This window comes from Reticulibacter mediterranei, from assembly GCF_016587455.1.
Genome location: NZ_BNJK01000001.1, coordinates 4157831 through 4181368 on the forward strand (window position 1 = coordinate 4157831; position 23538 = coordinate 4181368).

A 23538-nucleotide genomic window follows, 5' to 3' on the forward strand; every position below is an offset into this window, starting at 1 on the left:
GATTGTGATGTGGCAAAGGGAGCGTGTTTCTTGTAGAATAAAGGGAACATGCTTGTTTTGTAAAGAAGATGGCTGCAATTTCCCTCAAAGGATATACGATATATGCCAGAATATGCTCAGATACAAACCTATGCGACCTACACAGCGCGCAATTTGCAGACGTTGTTACAACTGTATCGCACCGTGCTGGAACAACTTGGTTGTACCGATGCACAGGTGATCGCGTGGCTTTCACAGGTCGAATGGCCGGCTTCGGAGGAGGAGGGATTTGGTGATATCTATGCCTCGCCGTTTAGCCTGCATCCCGTCGATGATGCTGATCCTATCGAGTGTGCTGGACTCTCCATCTCGTTCTACACTCAATCCGGCGCTCCCAGTCTGGAAGATCCTCCCTTGTGGATCGCCTTCAATCTGTTGTTCGATGTCGCAAAGATACGTCGTCACGCGGCCCCGGTCTATCGCTCTGGCGTAGGTGGAGCTATCTGGTATATCATGCGCGAACTGGCCGAGTCGTTCCGCGAAGTTGGTATCTACTTTACCGACGAATGGCAGGAGAATCAGTCCTGGCGAGCTATTGCGGAAAATGTAGGCGATCCCTGGATTTTCGATCTGGCAATTTTCCCGCGCGAGCTGGCGGATCGTTTTAAAGAGGTGCCCCCAGGGTTTCAGGGAACTGTCATCGAGGGCGGCTTTGGCTTTGCTCAGGAGAATCGCTGGCCTGCCCTCCCCTGGGATGAAGCTGGCAGTTAGCGGAACCAAGCAGCAGGTCCAACTAAAAATAAACTTTTTGGTCAGTGAAAAATCAGGTGTCCCGGCGTTTATCTAATGACAATGGGGTCGCCTGATTGTATTTTTGGCTGCAACATTTCACCGACAAATAACGTCTATTACTACGTAATCCTCTCTGACGTGGATTTGATGCTCAAGGAAGCGCACGGTTCATCGATTTGTTTGATTCGGTTAATGTTGTACGAGTGGAGGGATGATACAACGAACGCACCGACAATTGAGAAAGGACAGGAAAAAGAGCATGACCCTTGAATGTAGTACCGACTTCTTTATCTATGTCCCGACTGTGCAGGCTGTAGAGACCCCTTCTCGCGTGAACAAGGCAAGAAGTGACGAGATCGCTTCCAGACATGCAAATTTGCCATTCACACTTTCTCTGAAAGAGTGGGTGAAGATTCCTCTTGAGGGACCACTTGTCGTCTATGCCCGCCTGCGTGAAGGACAACTGGCGTTATTATAGATGTATTTTTTATTTGTAGGTTGTTAATATTTGGATGTTTAGGTATGGCAACGGCTCGTCTTTCCCCTTGCCATACCCGTTTTTTTCAAGGGAACCAGACGAGGACAAGCCATCGCCCCTCCCATATCCGTTTTTATTGAATGTCCTGTTGGTTGCCGTACTGATCCTGACTACCCCTGGTGCCATATTGATCCTTATCGCTGCCCGGGGGCACGATATCATGCACGGTGCCATATTGATCTTTGACATCGTAGATCCCTTGACCGCCCGGCGTATCTGGCTCGTTCTCTGAGCCTATGGGATTCTGGCTGCCATATTGATCCTCGGCAGCTGGATCAGAGCCCTCAACCGGTCCCATCTCCAAATCTTTCAGATTGCCATAAAGATCTAGATCAGGATCATTCAGGTCGCCGTACTGGTCATCGTCAGAATCAGGATTGGGGTTATCCAGTTCGTTATATTGTCGCTGGATCTCTGGATCGTTCACCACTTCTTCTGGCGAACGTCGATCCTTTCGCTGCTTGTCAAATGGTTGTTCTTTATTGACAGATTGCTCTGTCATGCGACGACACCTCCTTAATTTTTATGGGCGTAATGTTGGCGTTGTGATCTCAGGCGTGATTTATCTGGGTTGTTGCACTCCCTTGTACCAGATAACACGTAAGGCAACAACAAATTGTTTCACAGCAATTTCTCTTGCTTCACCGCTTCTTAACATTTAATAATCCCCCAATTGTCGTAGTTGCTCGATAAATAGAGTGCTTACGACAATTGGGGGATTACCGGTTTATTTGGTGAAAATCATACAGTTAGATGATAAACTTTCCATCCTCATAGCAAAGCTGCCCATCGGCATATACCTTACCCTGGCGCAGATCACAGACCATATCCCAGTGTAGCCCTGACTCGTTAACGCCACCCGATTCGGGGAGCGATGCCCCCAGTGCCATATGCATAGTGCCGCCTATCTTCTCGTCAAAAAGCGTATCGCCGCTGAACTGCTGGATGGAATAGTTCAGGCCAAAGGCGACCTCGCCCAGCGTGCGCGACCCTGCATCTGTATCAAGCATCGCATTGAGAAAATCCAGGCCACGACTCGCGCTACTCTCTACCACTTTGCCATGCTCAAAGGTCAGGTACACGTCTTCCACCTCGTTGCCATCGTAAATAGCGGGATAGCTGAAGCGCACAGTACCGTTTACCGAGTCCTCGATGGGACCACTGAAGACCTCACCATCGGGGAAGTTCTCGGTTCCAGCGCAATTAATCCATTTGCGACCACCAACACGATAGGTAATATCTGTATTGGGCGTCACGATATGAATCTCGTCATGCTGGGCCAGGAAATCCGCGATTCGCTGCTGCTCTGCATGGATTTTGCGCCAGGCTGCGATGGGATCTTCAAGATCGAGCAAGCCAGCTCCATAGACGAAATCCTCGTATGCACTCAACGGCATGCGGGCATCCTGCGCGTGGGCCTGTGTGGGATAGAGCGTGCCACACCAGCGCTCCGTGCCGTTTGCCATGCGCTCCAGCGAGCGTTTTGTCAGGGTAGCCTGAGCTTTGCGCTTTTTCGCAATGCGTTTTGGATCAATCGTACTCATCGCGCGCGTGTTCTCTTCTGCCCAGATCGTCAGGGTCGCGTCAAAGTAGTCTGTGACAAAGACATTGAAGTCGGAGACGTATTCCAGTTGCTCATCGTTGCTCTCCTGCAATTCGATCTCTTGCAGACCTTCGAGACCGATAAACGTCGTGACGTAAGCACCAGCCCGGATCGCCTCGCGGTAGACCTCACGAACGAGGGGGGCCGCAATGTCTTTGCTTTTAATCGCCAGTTTATCGCCAGGTTGAAGCTTGAGAGAATAATGTACCAGCACCTTTGCCAGCTTTTGATGTCGTGGGTCCACCATGTATAGTCCTTTCTACTGCCAGGCCAGGAAACAAATCCTATCTAAGATTCCTATGCTCATTCTTACTAAGTAGTATGACACTAGAGCTAATAAATCTCACAGAAATGGCCCCTTTGGAGGATGATCTCCCACTTCGTAGAGGAGCGATGTTCGCGTTGGGACGGCCTGTGAAGCGGTTCCACTAACGCAATACATTGCTCCACTACGAATTACCAGGGCTACTTCTGGCCTCGTTTTTTATGTCAGGAAAACAAAAATGGAAATTAGGAATTTCTTATTTTTCTAAGGATTGAGCGGGATGATTTATTGACTTTTGCAGACGAGCCAAGTACAATAAAAAAAAGATGGCGTTGTGATTTAACCAGGAGGCATCTTCATGGCTGTTGCACATACAGACTTTTATCGTCATGAAAACCTCGTCCGCAAATCGATACAGATACCCTCGTCCCAACACAAGGAGCTAAAAGCTCTGGCTGTTGAATTAGACTCCTCGCTAGGAGACGTAGTGGAGACCATTATGGAACTCATGCAGCAGGACAATTATGAACAGTTACGCTTAGCAATCATTCAAAAACGCGAACGCGCGATCTCCTCTCTCAACCACTCCCTCGACGAAGCCTACGCTTATCTCGGTTCTATCCCAGAAACTTTAGAAGACGCTCAGTTCTTTTTTGATGCCGGGCGTGAAGGTATGGTTGCATGAGTGATGAGGCCAGGCAAACCCTGCCCAGCCCCAGACAGTATGAGGTCCATAGATTTCCAGGTCCACGTCGTGGCGAAATCTGGGATGTAAATTGGTCGCCGGGTCGTGGTGCTGAACAACAAGGCACTCGCCCAGCATTAATTATTCAGAATGATCGGGGCAACTCTTCTGAATCGTATCCCTTGACTATCGTTGCCTCTATGAGCCGCACCGAGCGCGAGTTGCCTTTGCACGTGCGTATCGCTCCTACCCCAGAAAATGGGTTGACCGATTACACCGATGTCAAGTGCGAGCAACTGATGACGATCGAGAAATCACGCCTATTGCGGAAGCGTGGCTCGATCAGCAGCGAAGAAATGCATCGCGTCGATCTGGCGCTCAAACTGAGCCTGAACCTGCTCATCTAAACCTTTTTTGTGCGGCTCACAAAACTGTATCTCGACAAACGGTCAGATGAAGAACTGGTCTACTCTGACCGTAAAGTCTTTTATTACCCAGGAAGGCAAGAAATCCTCTCCTCGGAAGATACCGAGTCGGTGGTAGATGCCAGCTTCCAGGGCATAGATTTCGACGCTCCGTGCCAGCGGATCAACAATCCAGTATTCACGCACTCCTCCCCGCGCATACGCATTATATTTCCTGCCTCGATCATGCTCCACCGTATGTGGCTCCAAAATCTCAACAACGAGATCAGGTGGGCCTGTAACATGTGATGATAATAAAAATTCATTGTTCACTCCTCCCAGTAATACCAACAAATCAGGTTGTACTACTGTACGAGGTGCGAACTCAACATCGATGGGACCAGCTATAACGTTTCCTCTGCCTTTTAACGTTACAAATGAGTAGAAATAGTATCCTATACAAGCAGCGATTTGTTGATGAGACACCGTGCGAATCGGTGGGGCGACATACAAAACTCCATCTATAATTTCATGACGACATCCATCATCGGGGAGTGCTGCATAGTGGCTGTAGGTCCATTCGCCCTGGCGCGGTCCGGGGACATGATCGGCAGGAGTGATCCCTTCTGGCAGTTTGGGCGTACCTGGCATGGTGGCTCGACCTTTCTTGTGTGTGTAGATGGATGCTCTATAATCCGTGCCGCTCCACATATCCATAGTTCTTTCCTCCATATTGATGAGGGATAAGCAAACCCTATCCCATTGATTATACCATAAACCACACTTAGAAGCTCATATTATTACAACATACTTTTTATATAATGTAAATACCTAAAAATACGTATATTGCGATATATCTATGTTGGTGAAGCGCAAATACGCAAAAATGGCTATGTTGGTGCGTCTATCTGGTGATGGAATAAGCTGGTACTGTCTGCTTGTTTTCTTCTATAGATACGGAGTTTACAACCTCATCCCTATTACTATAACCAGAAAACAGCCAATGTGTATGGCTGATCCCAGCCAACGCAATTGGCTGTAGCTTCGCTTCAACGACGTGTGGTAGAATCATTCTATCAGCTTCTACCAATTCTACACACGCCAGGAGATACATATTCATGCAAAAGCAGACAGGTACAGTACAGGTTAAACGCAGTTTTCCAGAGATGCTCAAAGGCGGGGTTATTTGTGATGTCGTCACACCCGATCAAGCGAAAATTGCTGAAGAGGCCGGAGCCTCGGCTGTGATGGCACTGGAGCGTGTGCCAGCCGATATCCGCGCTCATGGTGGCGTTGCTCGTATGAGTGACCCCGAATTGATTGTGCAAATTAAAGAAGCCGTGACAATTCCGGTCATGGCGAAGTGTCGCATTGGTCATTTTGTAGAGGCCGAAATCTTGCAGGCCATTGGCATTGATTGCATCGACGAATCTGAAGTGTTGACGCCAGCTGACGAGAGCTTCCACGTCAATAAACATCTCTTCTCGGTGCCATTCGTCTGTGGTGCTCGCGATCTTGGCGAGGCGCTACGCCGCGTTGGTGAAGGTGCCGCCATGCTGCGCACTAAAGGCGAGGCCGGAACGGGCAATATCGTGGAGGCCGTTCGCCATATGCGCACCATCATGGGTGGCATTCGTCGCCTGCAAGGGCTGCCCGAAGAAGAGTTGATGACCGAGGCCAAGAATCTTGGTGCCCCTTATGATCTGGTTGTGGAAGTGGCGCGAACCGGGAAATTGCCGGTGGTCAACTTCTCAGCCGGTGGTGTGGCGACGCCAGCTGACGCGGCTTTGATGATGCGCCTGGGTGCTGAGGGCATCTTTGTTGGTTCAGGAATTTTCAAATCTGGCGATCCTTTGAAGAGAGCCAAAGCCATTGTCCGAGCAACCACGCACTATCAGGATGCCCAGATTGTAGCCGAAGTCTCGCGCAACCTGGGTGAGCCGATGGTTGGCATCAATCTGGATACGCTGCCACAGGACGAATTAATGGCACGGCGCGGCTGGTAAGTTGGGAGTGAACGGGTAACTGGTTATGAGCGAAAGACGCAACCCTGCTATGCGTATCGGCGTATTAGCATTACAGGGTGATTTTGCCGCACACATCAAAATGTTGGAAGGGCTGGGTGCTGAGGGAAAAGCGGTTCGACTTCCTGAGCATCTAGAAGAAATTGATGGTATAATTATACCTGGAGGCGAAAGTACTACTATTGGCAAGTTGATGGTCATCTACAACTTGCAGGAAGTATTACAAAGAAAAATTCAGGAAGGCGTTCCCATCTGGGGAACGTGTGCGGGCTTAATCTTATTGGCAAAAGAGACGGATAATGCTCTGCTTGGTCAGCCTTTGCTGGCCTCTATGAACATTCGCGTCCGTCGCAACGCATTTGGCAGTCAGCGGGAAAGTTTTGAGACTGATCTGTCGGTGCCGGCACTAGGAGAAGCGCCGTTCCATACATTCTTCATTCGAGGGCCAGCTGTTGAGTCGGTTGGACCGGGAGTGGAGGTACTGGCGACGCTCGATGATGGTACAATCGTCGCTGTCCGTGAAGGAACCTTGCTTGGCACTGCATTTCACCCGGAGGTATCGGGAGACCCACGTTTCCACCAATACTTTCTCCGCATAGTACAGGGCGTCAAAGGGTAGGGGCATCCCCGGTGCCCCTGGGACGACGCAGGAGTACTGGATGATACGACCGGTATTGTTCGTTGATCTACCGGGAATCATCTACGCTATTGACCGCCGCGCTCGCGGCAGGCAACACGAGTTCGCCAACTTTGTGTGCTGGCCGGAGCCGGTCGAGAGCAATTTGCCCTCGTCGCCTATCCTGAGAAACATACTTCCGCTCAGCCCTGCCTCGCGTACATGGATTTGCGAAGATCACTGGCGCATTCTCGGGTTCGCTCAGGTGTGTGAGCGCCCATCGCGCACTGCCTGGGATCTCGCTTATCTTGCCTCGCTGGTACAGCGCGATGTCTCCGGCGATGAAATACTCGCGGCTCTCCTGGAATATACCCTGGAGATGGCGGCCACACATGGCATCCTCCGCATCTTTGCCAAAGTGGAAGATGGCATCCCCGAAATGGAGATGTTCTTGCGCTCTGGCTTTCAGCGTTATGCACGCGAGTTGACATACATTTATGAGCCGCAGGCAACCTCCCTTCCTGCCTCCGAAGGAGAGCCTGCCTCATTGAGGCGCTGGAGTCGCCACCACGCCTGGGGCTTCCACCAGCTCTATCGCGCCATTACACCGCAACGCGTGCAAATGGCCGAAATGTATGATAACTACGAAGAATATACAAAGCTCCATGTTGGTACGCCACGTGCGTTAACTTCCCCTTTTGGACGGGGCAATGAGAATTATATCTGTGATGTGGGCGTGCGTTTAGGCGCGTGGTTGCGCCTCTGTCGTGGCTATGGCTCGATCCCGCATCGCATTTTTCTACATGTTCATCCTGAGCACGCTGACCTGGCGGAGCCGCTCCTCCGTTTCGGGATCAGAAGGCTCCTGGAGATAGACGTACGGCGCATCTATTGCCTGGTGCGCGAGTACGACTCTTTTGTTATAACCGCTCTACGTAATAGTGGATTTGAGCAGACCTCCACGCGGGCACTGCTCGTGCGACACGTGGCGCTCCTTGCTACGAGGCAAAGCACAGTCCCTCTACTGGAACAACGAGCGGTCTATGGCTTGAAGGGCCTGGGGACGGTCAATTCTCGCCAAAAGTTAAGAGGTGATAAAACTGCCTATGCAACATGTGATCACTGACGATCTTGAGGCTCTGCTAGCGACTCTTCCGCCTGGCATCCACGACGCGGTCAATCGGCTTGAGAACCGAAGCGACCTGCTGGAGATCGTGATGGACCTGGGCCGTCAGGCCGAGGGACGGTTCCCAGATGGGGAGGTGATCCTTAGTACACAGCCTGTGACCTACGCCGACCTTGAATACGTGGTTGAGCGTATCGGCGAATTTGGCGACGATAATCGAGCTGGTATCGAGCGGACTCTCCATCGTATCAGCGCGATGCGCAACCGCAAAGGCAAGATCGTCGGCTTGACCTGCCGTATTGGGCGAGCGGTACTTGGCAGTATTGCCCTGATCCGAGATATCGTGGAACAGGGCCAATCTATCCTGATTCTTGGTCGCCCTGGTGTGGGTAAGACAACCCTCCTGCGCGAGATTGCTCGCGTCCTCGCTGACGAGGCCAATAAGCGCGTAGTGGTCGTCGATACCTCAAATGAGATCGCTGGTGATGGCGACATCCCTCATCCTGGCATTGGTCGCGCGCGCCGTATGCAGGTCGCTCGTACGGCGGAGCAACATGCTGTTATGATCGAGGCGGTCGAAAACCATATGCCGCAGGTGATCGTTATCGATGAGATTGGCACCGAGTTAGAGGCCGCTGCCGCGCGTACCATCGCGGAACGTGGCGTGCAGCTTGTCGCGACGGCTCATGGTAATTCGCTTGGCAATCTGCTGGTCAATCCGACGCTCTCCGATCTGGTTGGTGGCATTCAGACCGTAACGCTCGGTGACGAAGAAGCTCGGCGTCGCCATACGCAAAAGAGTATTCTTGAGCGTAAAGCACCCCCGACGTTTGATGTTGTGGTCGAGCAACAGAGTTGGGAAGAAGTGGTTGTCCATCGCGATGTAGCTGATACGGTGGATAACATGCTGCGGGGCCAACTTGTGGTCGCCGAGGAACGCACGCGCGAAGAGGAGAGCGGTCAGGTCTACACTCGCCGCATTACCTCCGGTGGCATGGATGTGCCAACCTGGGGCGTGGGCAGCCTCGGTGGCACTCGTCCAGGCCAGGGCTTTACTGCCAATATGTTTGAACGCCCAGATCGAGCGGATCGCTCGACGCGTTCCGGCGGTGGCGGCAACGTGAACCAGCTTCGCCAGGTCAGTCCGCCAGTGAACACGAGGAGTGCGCGCGGCAGCGGTAGCAACGAGCGTATCCGTAACGGACAGGCCATGCCTGCTCAGTTCCAGGCTCAGGCTCCGGTGCGTGCGTTAGCTCCTACCGGGACGGCTCCAATTGATGTGGAAGCTCGCGCTGCGGTCCTGACAGCACCCCAGGTCGCAGTAGCCGAGTATCCAGAGGAGAACGAGGCCAGGGGAGAGACGACTCCTGCGCTCAAAACACTAAGACTCTATCCGTTTGGCGTCAATCGTGATCGCCTGACGGAGGCGGCTCGTCAACTGCGCGTGCCGATCCTGGTTGTGGCGAACCAGAAGGAGGCCGATGCAATCATCACGCTGAAAAATTACTATCGGCGACAGCCTGAGCGCCTGCAAGATGCGGAGCAGGCGGGCAAGCTGATGATTATTCTCAAGAATAATACCATCGGTCAGATGCAGCACGCCCTCGCGCGCATCTTTGATCTGCCCTCCTCTGATCTACCAGGTGAAGAGGAACAGGAAGGAGCATCTGGTGACAGTTTATCCTTTGATGATCCGACCAAGCAGGCGATGTTAGAGACCGAGGATGCCATTCATCAGGTGTTGAACAAAGGGCTGACAACGGCTGAACTGCCACCAGCCAATGCCTACATTCGTCGTCTACAGCACCAGATGGCGACCCGCTACAACCTGCTTTCGCGCAGTCGTGGCAAAGAGCCGAATCGCCGCGTGAAGATCTTTCGCGTCCGCGATTAAACCGCGCTTGATCTCTTTGTAGGATAGATATTAACGACCCGGTAAGCTAGCGGGAGAGGCTTACCGGGCTTTTTTTGTCTAGAATGTGCCTTTCGCCAGGCGCTGCACGCCTCACTGCTCGCTCAAGGTAAGTGGGGGCTGGTGGCAAGCGGCGCGCCTGGCGAAAGGCAATATTGAGAAAAACATGCATCTACCGCGACAACCGCAAGGGTTTGTCGCTACGTAAGGATGTGGGATGGTCAAATCGATGGAAACATTGTCACCGGGTGCTATCTACGCTATAATTCCTCTCATAGCATTTGTGCAATGAAGCATAAGATCATGTCTGCTGCCATGATGACAGCGCTGTTGTCCTGTGCAGGACTGAAAGGAGTCGGTATTATCTATGCGTCGTCTCTTAGAAAATGATACAACTGGTGAAACTACGCGTGAGGTGGATGGGGAGCGTACATCGGTTACAATTGCTGATGTCTGGCAGGCTTATAAGTTTCTGAAACCTATTATGCATCACACGCTTCTGTCTCCCTCTCGCACGCTGCGCAATATGACCGGAGCCGATATTTATTTGAAGGCCGAGCATATGCAACGTGGAGGCTCCTTCAAAGCACGCGGTGCCGCTTATAAGATTTCTCGTCTGACCAAAGAACAACTCAACGCTGGCGTGATCGCGGCTTCGGCTGGCAACCATGCCCAGGGGGTCGCGATTGCTGCCGCTCAATATAAAATTCCCTGTACTATCGTGATGCCTGAAGGTGCTCCTCTGGCAAAGGTGATGGCGACTCAGGAATATGGCGCGAACGTCGTCCTGTACGGCAGCACTTACGATGAGGCATATCAGCACTGTTGCGAGTTGCAGGAAAAATCGGGCGCAACGTTTGTGCATGCCTTTGACGATCCCGATGTGATCGCCGGGCAGGGTTCGCTTGGTCTGGAGATGCTCAACGATTTGCCCGATGCCGACGCCATCATCGTTCCTGTCGGCGGCGGTGGCCTCATCTCGGGCATCGCCATTGCTGCACGTGCGCTCAAACCTGATATTACGATCATCGGTGTACAGGCTGCTGGTGCCCCAAGTTGTCGCGCCTCCCTGGACGCAGGCCATCTCACCACGTTGCCCGCCATTCAGACTATCGCCGATGGTATCGCCACCAAGAGTCCAGGCAAATTGACCTTTTCGATCATTCAAGATCTGGTCGATGATGTTGTGGTGGTGGACGATATCGACACGATCAATGCCGTCCTCTTGTTGATGGAGCGCTGTAAGATGCTGGTTGAGGGTGCTGGTGCAATTGGTCTGGCGGCGCTGCTCAGTGGCACTGTCAAGCTGAAAGACAAAAAAGTGCTGGTGCCGCTGACGGGGGGCAATATCGATATTAATCTGGTGAGCCGCTTCATCGAGCATGGTCTGGCCGTTGCGGGTCGCTATTTTGTCATTCACACCCGTTTGCAGGATCGCCCCGGCGAACTGATGCGCATGCTCTCCATCATCGCTGATATGCGCATCAACGTCCTTGACGTGCGCCACCAGCGCCTCTCCAATCGTCTGCCTATTATGCAACGCGAAGAAACGATCACATTGGAAACCCGCGACCGTGCCCAATGCGAAGAACTGCTCAAGCGATTACGCGCAGCCGGGTATCTGGTGGAAGAGGCTCAGGCACTGGATTAGAACATAAAAGGTATGGGGACATGATTATTGGCGCATCCACGAAATCTTCAGGGCCATCCGAATATGGCAGGGGCGATGGCTTGTCCTCGCCCTGCCATATTCGGATGGCCCTCCCCGTTTCTATTGCCGGATGCCAATAATCATGCCCGTACAAATGGCGTTATAGTGGCTCGACGCGTAGAAGCACTTCGCCCTTTTGCACAACGCTGCCGTTGGTAGCGACGAGGGCTGTGACACGCCCGGAGACTTCGGCGGTAATCTCGTTGAAGACCTTCATGGCCTCGACGAGCGCCACCACCTGTCCCACCTGCACAGTTTCGCCCACGTTTACAAACAGTGGCGAAGATGGCGAGGCAGCAGAGTAATAGACGCCAGTAAGGGGCGCGTTGATGGCTACGCTTTTATCTTCGCGACCACCGCGACTACTCTCAACGGCTGTTCCGTTTGCTCCGCTCGTAGCGACAAACTGGGTGGGAGCGGAGACCAGCACCATATTGGGCTGGCGACGAATCGTGATTTCGAGGTCGCCCTCGCTCAATTCCAATTCGCCAACGGAACTCCCCTCCAATACCTGGATGATCTCTTCAACCCGTTCCAGCCAGGATGCGTTCTTCTCTTTATCCATGCTTCTACTCTTCGTACCGTTTAAAGATCAGGCTGATATTGTGTCCGCCGAAGCCCAGCACATTCGACATAGCGACGTTGACGGTGGCATGCCGAGCTTCGTTTGGCACATAGTCGAGGTCGCACTCAGGATCAGGATGATGCAGGTTGATGGTCGGCGGAATAATGCCGTTCAGAATGCTCTGAATGGAGATGACCGCCTCGACCGCGCCCGCTGCTCCCAGTGTATGGCCGGTCATAGATTTAGTCGAGCTGACTGCCAGTTTATAGGCATGCTCGCCAAAGATCGTTTTGATGGCCCGTGTCTCGGTGCTATCGTTCGGTGGCGTTGAGGTACCATGCGCATTGATGTAATCGACCTGTTCGGGCTGTAGACCAGCTTTCTTGAGGGCGCGGCGCATCGCTCTTGCCAGTCCCTCGCCGCCGGGTGCCGGCTCGGTCACGTGATGAGCATCGCTGGTGCAGCCATAACCGACCAGTTCTGCCAGGATGGTTGCGCCACGTGCTTTCGCAAATTCCAGGTCTTCCAGGATCAGCATTGCCGAGCCTTCGCCCATGATAAATCCGTCGCGGGTAGCATCGAAGGGGCGGCTGGCTCCCTGTGGATCGTCGTTGCGGCGCGAAAGGGCGTGCATATTGTCGAATGCTGCCATCGCAATTGGAGTCACGGCCTTCTCCGAACCGCCAGCAATCATTACCTTTGCGTCGCCACGTCGAATCGCTTCCCAGGCCTCTCCAATGGTGTTGCCGCTGGTCGCGCAGGCGGAAACGGCGGCCCAGTTCGGCCCTTTGGCACCGGTCATGATCGAGACAATACCAGGAGCACCATCGATAATCATCATATTAATAAAGAAAGGGCTGATGCGGTCCGGCCCCTTGTCATGCAGGACGCGGAACTGGTCATGCAGCGTTACCAGACCACCAATGCCGCTACCGATATAGACGCCCACCTCATCGGCAATGTCGGGCGTAATCTCAAGTTTTGCATGAGCTAATGCCTGCTTGCTGGTAGCGATTGCCAGCTGCTCGTAGGGATCATTGCGGCGAACCTCTTTCCGATCCATGTAGAGCGAGGGATCGAAGTTTTTGATCTCGCCTGCAAAGTGGACGCGATGTTTACTGCTATCGTAAGCAGTGATCTCGCCGATACCCGATTTGCCCTGACAGATTGCCTCCCAGTTGGAGGCCAGGTCGTTACCTAGCGAGGTAACCAGTCCCAACCCGGTTACAACTACGCGAGACATAAAGTCACCTCCTGTATGTCATCCTATCAATTCCGATGCATAATCACAGCGTTTGTGCTTGAAAATGGCTCGATATCTCAAATACCCAGCGCCTCCGCTTCGTCTTGCAGGAAGCGAGTATAGGTCTCGCCTCGGATGAACCCCTCATGACTGAGCAAGCGCTGATGGAAGGGAATGGTGGTTTCGAGTCCTTCGATGACATATTCATCCAGCGCTCGTTGCATGCGAGCAATCGCTTCGTTACGCGTTTCAGCCCAGACAACCAGCTTGGAGAGCAACGAGTCGTAATGGGGCGGGACTTCGTAGCCTGCGAAGAGATGGCTATCAACGCGCACTCCAGGGCCACCCGGTGGCAGATAGCGCTCGACAGTGCCAGTTTGGGGCCGGAAATCCGCGCTGGCATCTTCCGCCGTTATGCGACATTCGATGGCGTGCCCTCGGAACTGAATATCTTCCTGCTGCAACTGCATGGGCAGACCTGCCGCGATCCGAATTTGTTCCTTCACCAGATCGACGCTCGTTACCAATTCCGTCACTGGATGCTCAACTTGCAGGCGAGTATTCATCTCCATGAAGTAGTAGCGATCCTGCTCGTCTAACAGGAATTCGAGCGTTCCTGCATTGCGATAGCCGACCTGTTGCACTGCTCGAATCGCTTTTGTGCCGATCTCCTGACGCAACTCTGGAGAGAGATGTGGGCTGGGCGACTCCTCCAGCACTTTCTGGTTGCGGCGCTGGCATGAGCAGTTGCGCTCTCCCAGGTGTACTCCATGCCCATATTGATCGACTAACACCTGGATTTCAATATGGCGTGCGCGAGCCAGATAGCGCTCGAAATAGATTCCGTCGTCGCGGAAGGCTTCGCGTACTTCGTTCTGAGCAATGGTGAAGATGCGGTCAAATTCTTCCGGCTGCTGAATCAGACGGATACCGCGACCACCGCCACCAGCGACGGCCTTGAGCATCAGCGGAAAGCCAATCTCCCGTGCCGCCTCTTTCGCTTCAGGCAGCGTGCGAACGACGGGCGTGCCGGGCAACATTGGCAGTCCTGCTTCCGCCATTGCCTTGCGCGCGGACACTTTATCGCCCATGACCGACATCACGCTGGCCGAGGGACCGATAAAGGTGATCTTTACGTCGTTACAGATTTCCGCGAAGCTGGTGTTTTCAGAAAGGAAACCGTAGCCTGGATGAATGGCTTCTGCATTGGAGATGAAAGCCGCGCTGATGATATTGGGAATGTTCAAATAGCTCTTGCTGCTGGCTCCCGGCCCAATGCAAATACGCTCATCGGCCATACGCACCGGGAGTGAATCTCGGTCGGCCTCTGAATGAGCAATAACGCTGCGTATACCCATTTCGCGACAGGCACGAATGACACGTAGCGCGATTTCACCACGATTAGCAATTAAGATTTTCCGAAACATTCTATTATAGGATGAAGCTTTGCGCATAAGAGAGACTCTTTGACGCGCTTCACCTTACTCCTCTCACAGCAAAAAACCCTGGGTGAGGGGGCGTCATTTACGCAATTATATCATAATCGCCAATCTTGAGAAGAGGTTGTACTAGGAGGCGCGGTTTTTCGCCTGTACCTGTAATGATATTGATGTATTTAACAGGTCGAGTTGGTAACGATTCAGTAACGCTCTTATGCTACACTTGTTTTCATCTAATATTCTGCTACCTGTAGCACGGTCAAATTTTTACTGGCAGGTGTTATAACATCATGAAATGTCTCTCTTGTGGTTCCCAGCTACCCGAAGGGGCGAGAGCCTGCCCTTTCTGTGGTGCTTTCGCACCTGTTCCCGGGACAGATCCAGACTCCCTGAATATGCCAACGGTCTCTTCGTCAAAGAGCGATCCCACTGTGTCTGCGTCGTCTTCAACCCCCCCACTACAAGCAGCGTCAACCGGGTACGGCGTTGATCCCTATCACGTCCCACCGCCGCTCTACGATCCCTATAAGGCGCAAACTGGAACACCGCCCTATGGCTCAACAACCGAATATGCGCCACCGCCGCCTCCATCGTATTCCACGCCCGTTACTCCTCCCCCATTTGGTGATACACAACCCCCATTGCCGTCGCAACGTAACCAGAAGAAGCGTACCCTCGTTATCGTGGGCATTGTGGTGTTGGCGTTGATCCTGGTCGGCGAGGGCTTTGTGCTGTTCTCTTCAAGCCGTCCAGCGCCGCCCAAGCCGCAAGCAACGGCGACCCCGGCTGGAGTAACCCCAACGGCCCAGCAGAATCAGAACCCATATGGAGCGCTGGGGGGAACGCTCGTGGCCTCTGATCCTATGCGGGATAACAGCAAGGGCTACAAATGGGATGAGGCGACGATGAACGACGACAAAAATCATAGCCAGCAGGTCTGTACCTTCAAGGATGGTGCCTATCATCTCACCTCCTCGGCCAAAGGGGGCTTGATTTGCGATCCAGAAGCTCCGGCTCTGACTATTAGCAATCTCGTCTTTGAGGCGAACCTGACGATCAACAAAGGCAATGAGACGGGGTTAACTATACGCGTCGATCAGACGAAAGCGACAAACTATCTGTTCTACATCGATACACAGGGAAATTATGGGATTGGCATCGAAAATCCCAACGCTGCCAATCAGAACGATCAATATAAATCATTGAATCAGGGCAAAAATGCGGCTATTAAAATCGGCCTCAATCAGTCGAACCTGCTGGCGATTGCTGCCAATGGCGATACGATGAGCGTGTATGTCAACGGTCAATTCGTTGCCAGCGTTCAGGACAAAACCTATAGCAGCGGTCAGATTGGCATCTATGCTTACGGCGATACAGGTTGCGATATTGCTGTGAGTAACGTGCGGGTCTGGAAGCTGTAAACATGTAAGTGTATATACATATTGAGCAGGATGCGCATAGTTAACATACGTATCCTGCTTTTTGCTAATGGATCTTATTTGCAGCAGCAACCGTAAGCATAGTGATGACAAAGAACGCTATTACGCCAACGATAATGACGAGTGCGATAATAGAGAGAATCAGTCCGGTTACAGCAGAGCCGGCGCGGGTAGTAGATTGACGGCCCTTGATGCCATTAATAATACCAACGATAGCACAGATTAATGATGTCAGTGAACCAACAAACGGAACAATCCATATCAGTACCGCAATGATCCCACAGGTAAGGGCTGTAACTGCTGCACCTCTGTAGGGATCGAAAACAGCCTGCGGCACATATCCATTTTGCACGTTGTTAATGCTAATATTGACGGGTTGAGCGTAGGGATTGGGGGGCACTTGATACTGTGGTGCAGGCTGCGGCGCGGGATAGGCCGGATAGGGCTGCTGGTAGGGCGCTGGTTGTTGGGGCATCATCCCGGCCTGTGGAGGATAGGCGGGAACCTGTTGCTGAGGCATCATCCCGGCCTGTGGAGGATATGCAGGAACCTGTGGTGGATAGGTATTGTAGCTAGAATTGGGTTGCCCTGGATAGCTAGCTTGTGGCTGAAGCTGCCATTCAGGATTATTGTACGTCGGTGGTGGTATTTCGCTCATAACACATGTCCGTTCTTCAAGAGGCTAGCAGAACATTCAGATCGAGAGTAGAAAATCATATATACCTTTTTAATGATAATGCAGAGCGAATAAATTGACAATGCAGAGTAGCTCTAAATTACCATTAGGAGGGCAATATTGAGAAAACGAAATCTTATCCTGAGCAGTTCAAGATAGATTCTTGCTATTTCTTTGCGAACTGAAAACTGATAAAAAGTGGCTTTGATAGAAGTTCCTAGCTCCCAGCAAATTGCAGCGCTATATCATGCCCAATAATATGATATTTCAACTTCAATTCGAGAATGCGCGTCACTGATGCATCGATCTGGCTGGTCGAGATCTGGCCAGTTTTGACCGCTTGTTGCAAACCATATAACATGGTTTGCGTTTCGTTGAGGCCGCGTGGCCCTAGCAAGAGATCAGTACCAGCTTTGACCGTCAGTACCGCCGCCTGCGAGAGATTATAGGTGTTGCTGATACCGCCCATCCAGAGCGTATCGCTGATGATCACTCCCTGGAAGTTGAGATTTTTGCGCAAGAGATCGGTCACGACACGCGGCGAGAGCGAGGTTGGCAGGTTTGGGTCAAGCTGCGGGTTTTCGATATGCGTGACCATCACCATCGGTACATTCCCCTCGTGAATCAAGGTGCGATAGGGGACGAGATCGACTGCGTTCAACGTCTCAAGGCTGCGATCCATGCGGGGTAGCGCAAGATGCGGATCGAGATTGGCGCTACCCAGGCCGGGGAAGTGCTTGAGACAACCCACAACACCACCATCGGTCAACCCCTTGAGATACGCGCGGCCCATATCTGTTACCAGCCTGGAATCGGAGCCGAAGGTTCGCTGGGGCAGGCCCGGATTGTTGGCGTTGACCAGCACATCCACAATCGGCATGAAGTTGACGTTCAACCCCAATCCTCGCAGGTCGGCAGCCGCACCAGAGCCAGCTTTATAGGCTTGCTGAGGATCTTTGCTCGCTCCAATCTGTGCATCGGAGGGACGTTCCCCTGTGATTTGTCGCAATTCGTTGACCACTCCACCCTCGTAGTCGGTCGAGATAAACAATGGCACATGCGCCGCGTTTTGCATCGCCTGATCGAGCGCCACAAGCTGCGAGCGCGTCTGAGCATTGTTGTTTTTGTTCTCGATCAACACGCCGCTGACATGGTTCTGTTGAATCATCTGTCGCAGATCACTATCGAGTGTTGAGCCGTAAAACTCAACAATGACCATCTGCCCCAACTTCTCCTCCAGGCTCATGTGCTGCACCATCTGTGCGGCCAACTCTGCATCGCTCAAAGTTGCTGATGTGGGTTGAGCCGTGAGCGCAATAGATCTGGCGGTTGGCGTGGCTGTTGGCTTGCCGTTGCTAGCGGAGGAGGAAGCGCAACTAGCCAGCATAAGCAGGCAGCACAGCAGGGCAAGAGCGTGCTTTTGAGCAATTCGGCCCATCGCGTCGTTTCCCCTTTCCGAATAAGATAGCATCAGGATCAGCTTGCAGACGAACTCAGTATAGCATATCCCGGTATCATTCAAAACCGGCTTGACAGGTAAATTCTCATTTTATATTGCCTCATCCAGATGCTCTCAGACCTACGATGCGTAAACTCTGGTTCTACTATACGGGTTGCGCCATACTGCTTACAGAAAGAACATCTTACCTGATCAAGAAACGGAGAACATATATGCATTCAGAACAATTTGCCGTGAAAACATCGTCCACGCAGCGTCGTTTAGAGGGGAAAATAGCGATCATTACAGGTGCCAGCAGAGGGATAGGCGCAGCGGCGGCTCGCCTCTTTGCCAGCGAAGGGGCCAGCGTGGTTCTTGCCTCCCGCAGTGAACAAGAGATGACCCACATCGTTGAGGAGATTCGCAGTGTAGGCGGCAATGCGCTTGCCGTTCCCACTGATGTTAGTAGCGCAGCTTCGCTCGAAGAACTGGTGCGCCAGACCGTCGAGACCTACGGACGGCTCGATATAGCTTTCAATAACGCCGGAATCGGCATGCATAAGCCCTTCATCGAGTATACTGAAGAGGAATTTGATCGTGTTCTTTCTGTGAACCTCAAAGGCGTCTTTCTGGCGATGAAGTATGAGATTATCGCAATGCTGGAAGCTGGTGGCGGCGCTATTGTCAATACCAGCTCAGTAGGTGGCTTGGTTGCCGGACCTGGGCTTGCTCCCTATAGTGCCAGCAAACACGGCGTTATTGGCCTGACCAAAGGCGCAGCAGGCGAATATGGAAAACACAATATTCGTGTCAACGCGATTGCTCCTGGCTCTACCCTGACAGACATGATGGCGCGTTGGATCGCTTTGGAGCCAGGAATCGAGCAGCAACTCATTCATGCAACACCACTGGGTCGTATGTCCAATCCCGCTGAAGTTGCTGAAGCCGCGCTCTGGCTCAGTTCCGACTCCGCCTCGTATGTGACCGGTGCAACGCTGCTGGTTGATGGTGGTGCGCTGGCCAGGTAAGAGACCTGCATACTACTAGAAACTACTGCTTGACACATGCTGCCCTGTTCATTATAATGCAGATATATCAAGATATATCGATAATGAATTGGGCAGTTCAGACTGAGTGTATTTGCCGATCTGAGGCCGATACGTCTCTTATTGGTCATGTGTAAAGGAGTATCATTTCAATAATGCAACAACCCTCCACTCAAGAAAGGCCGCAACCTCGCACGGGAACGATCATCGATATAGTGGATATTACCCCCTCGATGCGCCAGATTCGCATCGCTGACCCCTCTTTACGGGAGGTGCAATGGATTCCTGGTCAGCATGTAGGCATTCTCATCGGAGAAGGTGAGCCGCTGCTCAGAGTCTACTCGGTCAGAAATCATGATGCCCAGCAAGGCACGCTTGATCTCTGGGTGTTGCTCAAAGAGCTTGGACCGGGCAGTCGTTGGGCGCAAAAGGTCGGCGTGGGAGATACCGTTCGGTTTGGCGGTCCTCGGGGATCGTTTATACTTGTTCCCGATGCTCCCTATTATCTCTTCGCCGGTGAAGCGACGGCAGCTGTTCCCATCGCGGCCATGCTGGAGGCGCTACCCGCCCAAACGCAGATCTTTGGCTGTCTACTGGCAGAACGACCCGGCGAGGAAGTCCCTCTCACCAGTTCCCACATCCTCCCCTGGGTTTACCGCAACGAAACTCCCGCCTCTCCATCGCCAGTGTTAATTGAGGCAATTCAATCTCTGACCCTCCCCGAAACTCCCGGAATGGCCTATCTGGGAGGTGAAGCGTTGACGTGTCAGGCCCTACGCCGCTATTTGATCGAGGAAAAAGGCTGGCCTGCCTCCGCGATCAAGGCCAAGCCCTTCTGGGCACCAGGCAAAACCGGCCTGCACTAGCCCTTTGCGAGATGCACCAATTATTGGTGCATCTCGCAATTGAAGGGGGAATGGCTCTGGGCAGAGAGGATGTTGGGTCCACCCGTAGCGACAAGGGGAGGGGCGGAGAGGACGCGGGGGCCTTGCGCTTGTCGCCCTCGCCACATGGTTTGCCTGTTTCCTGGTTCCAGCGTGACCCCAACAACGACAAGCGCAAGGCCCCCTCAACCCCTCACACCGCTCCTTGTCGCTACGGATGGGGAGAATCATTTGTTCGTTTATGCGGAGGCGGTCGCTAGCACCTCCAATCCAAGCGCTTGCATCGCTTGCCGGCGTAGGAGATATTTTTGCACCTTGCCACTGGCCGTCATTGGATAGCTCGCTACAAACTGGATGTAGCGCGGCACCTTTTGATGGCTGATCCGTTCTCTGCAAAACTCTTTTAACTCGTCCTCTCCGATCTGCTCGTTGGCTTGGGGAATGATCAGCGCTGCCAGTTCCTCGCCGAAAAATTGATCGGGAACGCCAATCACCTGTGCCGCCATCACCTTTGGATGGCTCTGCAACAACTCCTCGATCTCGCGCGGATAGATATTCTCGCCCCCTCGGATGATCATCTCTTTCAAGCGGCCCACAATGCGGATGTAGCCATTCTGATCCATTGTTGCCAGATCGCCCGTATGCAGCCAGCCCTCTCGATCAATCGTTTCACGCGTGCTATCAAGCATCTTGTAATAGCCTTGCATAACGAGATAGCCGCGACAGCACAATTCCCCGCTTTCTCCCCAGGGAACCGTCTCGCGGGTCGTTGGCTGAACGATTTTCACTTCGACATGAGGCAGCGGTGTTCCCACCGTGGTTGCCTTCATCTCGAAGGAGTCGCTGGGTACTGTCTGACTAATCACTGAACTGGCCTCTGTCTGACCAAATACAATCGCGATATCGGCTCCGATCCGCTCTTTGACCTCCTCCATCAATTGGGCGGGAACGGGGGCACTTCCGCTGATTACCAGACGTAGCGAGGAGAGGTCGTAGCTGCTAAAATCGCTCTGTTGTAGCAACGCAATGAGCATAGTTGGCACTGCATCCAGTGTGGTGCAGCGCTCGCTGCTGATGATCTGGAGCATCTTCTGGGGGTCGAATGCAATCATAGGATGCAGTGCCGTTCCCTGATAGAGCGTTTCCAGCACGGTCATGCAACCAGCCGCATGGAAGAAGGGAATGGGACAACAATTGCGATCGTCCGGGCGCGTGTTGTTGCGGTTCGTAATGCCTATTGCGTTATTGATACAGCTAAAATGCGAGAGAACAACACCTTTAGGAGAACCAGTCGTTCCAGATGTGTATAGGAGCAGCATCGGATCAGATGGTTGAACCGCAGACTGTCGCTTGCGTAATTCCTCTGGTCTGGTATAGATGCTTCCAGCTAGCATCTCACGGAAGAGCGCCGGTCGCCAGGCATCGAGATGGCCCGATTTGCCCGGAGGGGGTGTTCCCAGCAGACAGACATAGCGTAGAGCTGGCAGGGACTCGCTGCTGGTCGCACCATAAGATAATCCGGGGGTGACGAGCGACGAGATCGTTTCCAGACAATTCTGGTCGTGCATCCGAGCCATAAAAAAGAGCGCGACGACATCACTCTGCTTTAAAATGTACTCTAACTCGGCCCGGCGATAACTGGAATTGATTGTGACCAGCACCAGTCCGACTTTTGCGGCTGCCATCTGAAGCAATGTCCATTCCGGCAGGTTGATTGCCCAGACTGCGATATGCTCGCCCTTCTTCAATCCGAGCGCCATCAGGCCACGCGCTACTTCATCGGCTCGATCACAATATTCTCTATAGGTCCAGCGGATATCGAGCGCTCCACCAAACTCAGGGTAACAGGAATAGACCAGGGCTTCGTGTTCAGGTAGTTCCTGAGCGCGGCGGTCTAAGAGATCGCCGACGGTCGTTTCCAGCAGGGGTTCACCTGCATGATCGGCCTGCCAGTAAGACAGGCCGGAGTTGCTCCAGCTCATAGTTGCTCTCCTCACGAGTTGCAGATGGTACTTCCCTTTTCACTGTCAGGTCGTTGTAGCAAACAGGCAGTGTTATATATAGAGTTCTATGAACAATGTAGGCGGTACAGCGATTCGTATGCAGAGTACTGCATATTAAAATGACCGTCAAGCACACACATTGTTAAAAAGATGCGATAATCTTGCAAATAATAACCTTATTTTCGCTTTTGATCGTTTTATTCTATAGAAAAAATAGCGTTATAGCGGCAAAAATGTATGCTTTCGTAGCAGAGAGATTTAATCGCGCGTAGGCAGGATTACGCGAAAAATCGCTCCGCTACGGCGGTGAGATTATTTTGTTCATGTTTATTTCACTGAAAATAGTATACCGATGTGACAAAAAGGAATTGCTGTGCTGACTGGCCAGGGCTTTCCAATTCTCCCATCTAGCAGGAGTGCAGAGGGCGGCAGCCCTTTGCCAGGGTGCGGGGTGTCCCCGCAAAAACCTTTTTTCTTCTCTTTTGCGCGCCGCCGCAGGCGGCGCGCGAAGGAGGGAAGGAAACTGGGGACACCCCAGACCCCGGCAGGGAGACCCCTGCCCCCCTTTGAGCGGAGAACTGAAAAGCCCTGGCTGACTGGCCTGCTCGCTTGACAATGTGAGCGCCACGTCGGATACTATTTTTATAAAGTACACTTAACATATTTTCATATTTGTGAAGGAGCAGTATACATAAATATGTTGGATACAAGTAAAATAGGCCAGAGCTTTCCTCCATTCATTATCGAAGTTGAGCGGGCAAAGATTCATGAGCTTGCCCTGGCGATAGGAGACAACAATCCTGTTTATCATAGCCGTGAGGCTGCACTGGCAGCTGGCTATAAAGATGTGCCACTTTATCCAACTGCCCCGACGATCTTTAACTTCTGGGGCAACGTTGATCAGCATCGCCATCTGACAGATGCAGGTATTAACGTGATGCGCATTTTGCACGCTGAAGAAGAGTATGAATATATCGCACCGATCTATCCCGGCGATATCCTGACTGGCGTAACAACGATTATTAGCGGAAGAAGCCGCAAGATGCGTGATGGATCATCAATGGATGTCTTGACGACTGAGACGCGGTATACCAACCAGGATCAGCAGCACGTCTTGAGTGCTAGAACGACCCTGGTTGTACAGGAATAG

23 protein-coding genes are annotated in these 23538 nt (G+C 52.6%); 14 read left to right on the forward strand and 9 right to left on the reverse strand.

What is annotated here, in order from left to right:
• Positions 1-102 precede the first annotated feature (102 nt).
• On the forward strand, positions 103-750 hold the full coding sequence (locus K3T83_RS17960) for a hypothetical protein (RefSeq protein WP_220204330.1): 648 nt from the start codon (positions 103-105) through the stop codon (positions 748-750).
• Between the two features lie 280 nt (positions 751-1030).
• Entirely contained in the window at positions 1031-1249 is a 219-nt protein-coding gene (locus K3T83_RS17965) for a hypothetical protein (protein ID WP_220204331.1), read from the forward strand.
• Between the two features lie 133 nt (positions 1250-1382).
• Here the strand turns inward: K3T83_RS17965 and K3T83_RS17970 are convergent, their stop codons facing one another.
• Together K3T83_RS17970 and K3T83_RS17975 are read right to left on the reverse strand one after the other, a co-directional pair.
• Positions 1383-1811 (reverse strand): hypothetical protein, encoded by a 429-nt coding sequence (locus K3T83_RS17970; RefSeq protein WP_220204332.1) that lies wholly within the window; start codon positions 1809-1811, stop codon positions 1383-1385.
• A 247-nt stretch (positions 1812-2058) separates the two neighbouring features.
• Positions 2059-3159 (reverse strand): aminopeptidase, encoded by a 1101-nt coding sequence (locus K3T83_RS17975; protein WP_220204333.1) that lies wholly within the window; start codon positions 3157-3159, stop codon positions 2059-2061.
• 376 nt (positions 3160-3535) lie between these two features.
• Here K3T83_RS17975 and K3T83_RS17980 point away from each other — a divergent pair, with 376 nt between their 5' ends.
• Together K3T83_RS17980 and K3T83_RS17985 are read left to right on the forward strand one after the other, a co-directional pair.
• On the forward strand, positions 3536-3862 hold the full coding sequence (locus K3T83_RS17980) for a hypothetical protein (protein WP_220204334.1): 327 nt from the start codon (positions 3536-3538) through the stop codon (positions 3860-3862).
• Positions 3859-4269, forward strand: a complete 411-nt coding sequence (locus tag K3T83_RS17985) for a type II toxin-antitoxin system PemK/MazF family toxin (RefSeq protein ID WP_220204335.1) — start codon at positions 3859-3861, stop codon at positions 4267-4269. Before K3T83_RS17980 ends, K3T83_RS17985 begins: the two co-directional genes overlap by 4 nt.
• A gap of 42 nt (positions 4270-4311) precedes the next feature.
• Here K3T83_RS17985 and K3T83_RS17990 read toward each other — a convergent pair whose 3' ends face one another.
• Positions 4312-4983, reverse strand: coding sequence for a Uma2 family endonuclease (locus tag K3T83_RS17990; protein ID WP_236064928.1), 672 nt, complete (start codon positions 4981-4983; stop codon positions 4312-4314).
• Between the two features lie 401 nt (positions 4984-5384).
• Between K3T83_RS17990 and pdxS the strand changes: the two genes are divergently transcribed.
• The 5 genes from pdxS (at position 5385) to ilvA (ending at position 11595) form a co-directional block, all read left to right on the forward strand.
• Positions 5385-6272 carry a pyridoxal 5'-phosphate synthase lyase subunit PdxS gene (gene pdxS / locus K3T83_RS17995; RefSeq protein WP_220204336.1) on the forward strand — a complete coding sequence of 296 codons (888 nt, stop codon included), beginning with the start codon at positions 5385-5387 and terminating at the stop codon, positions 6270-6272.
• Between the two features lie 25 nt (positions 6273-6297).
• Complete coding sequence (gene pdxT, locus K3T83_RS18000; RefSeq protein WP_220204337.1) at positions 6298-6909, forward strand: pyridoxal 5'-phosphate synthase glutaminase subunit PdxT; 612 nt, start codon at positions 6298-6300, stop codon at positions 6907-6909.
• Between the two features lie 40 nt (positions 6910-6949).
• Entirely contained in the window at positions 6950-8032 is a 1083-nt protein-coding gene (locus K3T83_RS18005) for a hypothetical protein (RefSeq protein ID WP_220204338.1), read from the forward strand.
• Complete coding sequence (locus tag K3T83_RS18010; RefSeq protein WP_220204339.1) at positions 8013-9926, forward strand: R3H domain-containing nucleic acid-binding protein; 1914 nt, start codon at positions 8013-8015, stop codon at positions 9924-9926. Before K3T83_RS18005 ends, K3T83_RS18010 begins: the two co-directional genes overlap by 20 nt.
• A gap of 385 nt (positions 9927-10311) precedes the next feature.
• Complete coding sequence (gene ilvA, locus K3T83_RS18015; protein WP_220204340.1) at positions 10312-11595, forward strand: threonine ammonia-lyase; 1284 nt, start codon at positions 10312-10314, stop codon at positions 11593-11595.
• 160 nt (positions 11596-11755) lie between these two features.
• Here the strand turns inward: ilvA and K3T83_RS18020 are convergent, their stop codons facing one another.
• From K3T83_RS18020 to accC, 3 genes are all read right to left on the reverse strand, one after another.
• On the reverse strand, positions 11756-12220 hold the full coding sequence (locus K3T83_RS18020) for an acetyl-CoA carboxylase biotin carboxyl carrier protein (protein ID WP_220204341.1): 465 nt from the start codon (positions 12218-12220) through the stop codon (positions 11756-11758).
• 4 nt (positions 12221-12224) lie between these two features.
• The gene (fabF, locus tag K3T83_RS18025; RefSeq protein ID WP_220204342.1) at positions 12225-13463 is read right to left on the reverse strand and encodes a beta-ketoacyl-ACP synthase II; all 1239 of its coding nucleotides are present in this window, start codon (positions 13461-13463) and stop codon (positions 12225-12227) included.
• A gap of 77 nt (positions 13464-13540) precedes the next feature.
• On the reverse strand, positions 13541-14890 hold the full coding sequence (accC, locus tag K3T83_RS18030) for an acetyl-CoA carboxylase biotin carboxylase subunit (protein WP_220208255.1): 1350 nt from the start codon (positions 14888-14890) through the stop codon (positions 13541-13543).
• Between the two features lie 443 nt (positions 14891-15333).
• On the opposite strand from accC, the gene K3T83_RS18035 reads away from it, so the two are divergent.
• Complete coding sequence (locus tag K3T83_RS18035; RefSeq protein ID WP_220204343.1) at positions 15334-16323, forward strand: LamG-like jellyroll fold domain-containing protein; 990 nt, start codon at positions 15334-15336, stop codon at positions 16321-16323.
• A gap of 64 nt (positions 16324-16387) precedes the next feature.
• Here the strand turns inward: K3T83_RS18035 and K3T83_RS18040 are convergent, their stop codons facing one another.
• On the reverse strand, positions 16388-16999 hold the full coding sequence (locus K3T83_RS18040) for a hypothetical protein (protein ID WP_220204344.1): 612 nt from the start codon (positions 16997-16999) through the stop codon (positions 16388-16390).
• Between the two features lie 235 nt (positions 17000-17234).
• A complete protein-coding gene (locus tag K3T83_RS18045; RefSeq protein WP_220204345.1) occupies positions 17235-18455 on the reverse strand; it encodes a glycoside hydrolase family 3 N-terminal domain-containing protein in 1221 nt (406 codons plus the stop codon).
• Positions 18456-18688: 233 nt separating this feature from the next.
• Between K3T83_RS18045 and K3T83_RS18050 the strand changes: the two genes are divergently transcribed.
• Together K3T83_RS18050 and K3T83_RS18055 are read left to right on the forward strand one after the other, a co-directional pair.
• Complete coding sequence (locus K3T83_RS18050) at positions 18689-19483, forward strand: SDR family NAD(P)-dependent oxidoreductase (RefSeq protein WP_220204346.1); 795 nt, start codon at positions 18689-18691, stop codon at positions 19481-19483.
• A gap of 173 nt (positions 19484-19656) precedes the next feature.
• Positions 19657-20367 (forward strand): siderophore-interacting protein, encoded by a 711-nt coding sequence (locus tag K3T83_RS18055; RefSeq protein ID WP_220204347.1) that lies wholly within the window; start codon positions 19657-19659, stop codon positions 20365-20367.
• A 257-nt stretch (positions 20368-20624) separates the two neighbouring features.
• On the opposite strand, the gene K3T83_RS18060 is transcribed toward K3T83_RS18055, so the two are convergent.
• The gene (locus K3T83_RS18060; RefSeq protein ID WP_220204348.1) at positions 20625-22367 is read right to left on the reverse strand and encodes an AMP-binding protein; all 1743 of its coding nucleotides are present in this window, start codon (positions 22365-22367) and stop codon (positions 20625-20627) included.
• Between the two features lie 394 nt (positions 22368-22761).
• Here K3T83_RS18060 and K3T83_RS18065 point away from each other — a divergent pair, with 394 nt between their 5' ends.
• Complete coding sequence (locus K3T83_RS18065) at positions 22762-23001, forward strand: hypothetical protein (protein ID WP_220204349.1); 240 nt, start codon at positions 22762-22764, stop codon at positions 22999-23001.
• A gap of 84 nt (positions 23002-23085) precedes the next feature.
• Positions 23086-23538 carry an FAS1-like dehydratase domain-containing protein gene (locus tag K3T83_RS18070; RefSeq protein WP_220204350.1) on the forward strand — a complete coding sequence of 151 codons (453 nt, stop codon included), beginning with the start codon at positions 23086-23088 and terminating at the stop codon, positions 23536-23538.

What these genes read in the sequence shown, in the direction of transcription:
- pdxT (WP_220204337.1), top strand. Translation starts at nt 6,298, where the DNA reads ATGAGCGAAAGACGCAACCCTGCTATGCGTATCGGCGTATTAGCATTA.
- fabF (WP_220204342.1), bottom strand. Translation starts at nt 13,463, where the DNA reads ATGTCTCGCGTAGTTGTAACCGGGTTGGGACTGGTTACCTCGCTAGGT.
- K3T83_RS17970 (WP_220204332.1), bottom strand. Translation starts at nt 1,811, where the DNA reads ATGACAGAGCAATCTGTCAATAAAGAACAACCATTTGACAAGCAGCGA.
- K3T83_RS18020 (WP_220204341.1), bottom strand. Translation starts at nt 12,220, where the DNA reads ATGGATAAAGAGAAGAACGCATCCTGGCTGGAACGGGTTGAAGAGATC.
- K3T83_RS17980 (WP_220204334.1), top strand. Translation starts at nt 3,536, where the DNA reads ATGGCTGTTGCACATACAGACTTTTATCGTCATGAAAACCTCGTCCGC.
- K3T83_RS18070 (WP_220204350.1), top strand. Translation starts at nt 23,086, where the DNA reads ATGTTGGATACAAGTAAAATAGGCCAGAGCTTTCCTCCATTCATTATC.
- K3T83_RS17960 (WP_220204330.1), top strand. Translation starts at nt 103, where the DNA reads ATGCCAGAATATGCTCAGATACAAACCTATGCGACCTACACAGCGCGC.
- K3T83_RS18040 (WP_220204344.1), bottom strand. Translation starts at nt 16,999, where the DNA reads ATGAGCGAAATACCACCACCGACGTACAATAATCCTGAATGGCAGCTT.
- K3T83_RS18050 (WP_220204346.1), top strand. Translation starts at nt 18,689, where the DNA reads ATGCATTCAGAACAATTTGCCGTGAAAACATCGTCCACGCAGCGTCGT.
- K3T83_RS17975 (WP_220204333.1), bottom strand. Translation starts at nt 3,159, where the DNA reads ATGGTGGACCCACGACATCAAAAGCTGGCAAAGGTGCTGGTACATTAT.
- K3T83_RS18010 (WP_220204339.1), top strand. Translation starts at nt 8,013, where the DNA reads ATGCAACATGTGATCACTGACGATCTTGAGGCTCTGCTAGCGACTCTT.
- K3T83_RS18055 (WP_220204347.1), top strand. Translation starts at nt 19,657, where the DNA reads ATGCAACAACCCTCCACTCAAGAAAGGCCGCAACCTCGCACGGGAACG.
- K3T83_RS18005 (WP_220204338.1), top strand. Translation starts at nt 6,950, where the DNA reads ATGATACGACCGGTATTGTTCGTTGATCTACCGGGAATCATCTACGCT.
- ilvA (WP_220204340.1), top strand. Translation starts at nt 10,312, where the DNA reads ATGCGTCGTCTCTTAGAAAATGATACAACTGGTGAAACTACGCGTGAG.
- K3T83_RS18045 (WP_220204345.1), bottom strand. Translation starts at nt 18,455, where the DNA reads ATGGGCCGAATTGCTCAAAAGCACGCTCTTGCCCTGCTGTGCTGCCTG.
- pdxS (WP_220204336.1), top strand. Translation starts at nt 5,385, where the DNA reads ATGCAAAAGCAGACAGGTACAGTACAGGTTAAACGCAGTTTTCCAGAG.
- K3T83_RS17990 (WP_236064928.1), bottom strand. Translation starts at nt 4,983, where the DNA reads ATGGATATGTGGAGCGGCACGGATTATAGAGCATCCATCTACACACAC.
- K3T83_RS17985 (WP_220204335.1), top strand. Translation starts at nt 3,859, where the DNA reads ATGAGTGATGAGGCCAGGCAAACCCTGCCCAGCCCCAGACAGTATGAG.
- K3T83_RS18060 (WP_220204348.1), bottom strand. Translation starts at nt 22,367, where the DNA reads ATGAGCTGGAGCAACTCCGGCCTGTCTTACTGGCAGGCCGATCATGCA.
- K3T83_RS17965 (WP_220204331.1), top strand. Translation starts at nt 1,031, where the DNA reads ATGACCCTTGAATGTAGTACCGACTTCTTTATCTATGTCCCGACTGTG.
- accC (WP_220208255.1), bottom strand. Translation starts at nt 14,890, where the DNA reads ATGTTTCGGAAAATCTTAATTGCTAATCGTGGTGAAATCGCGCTACGT.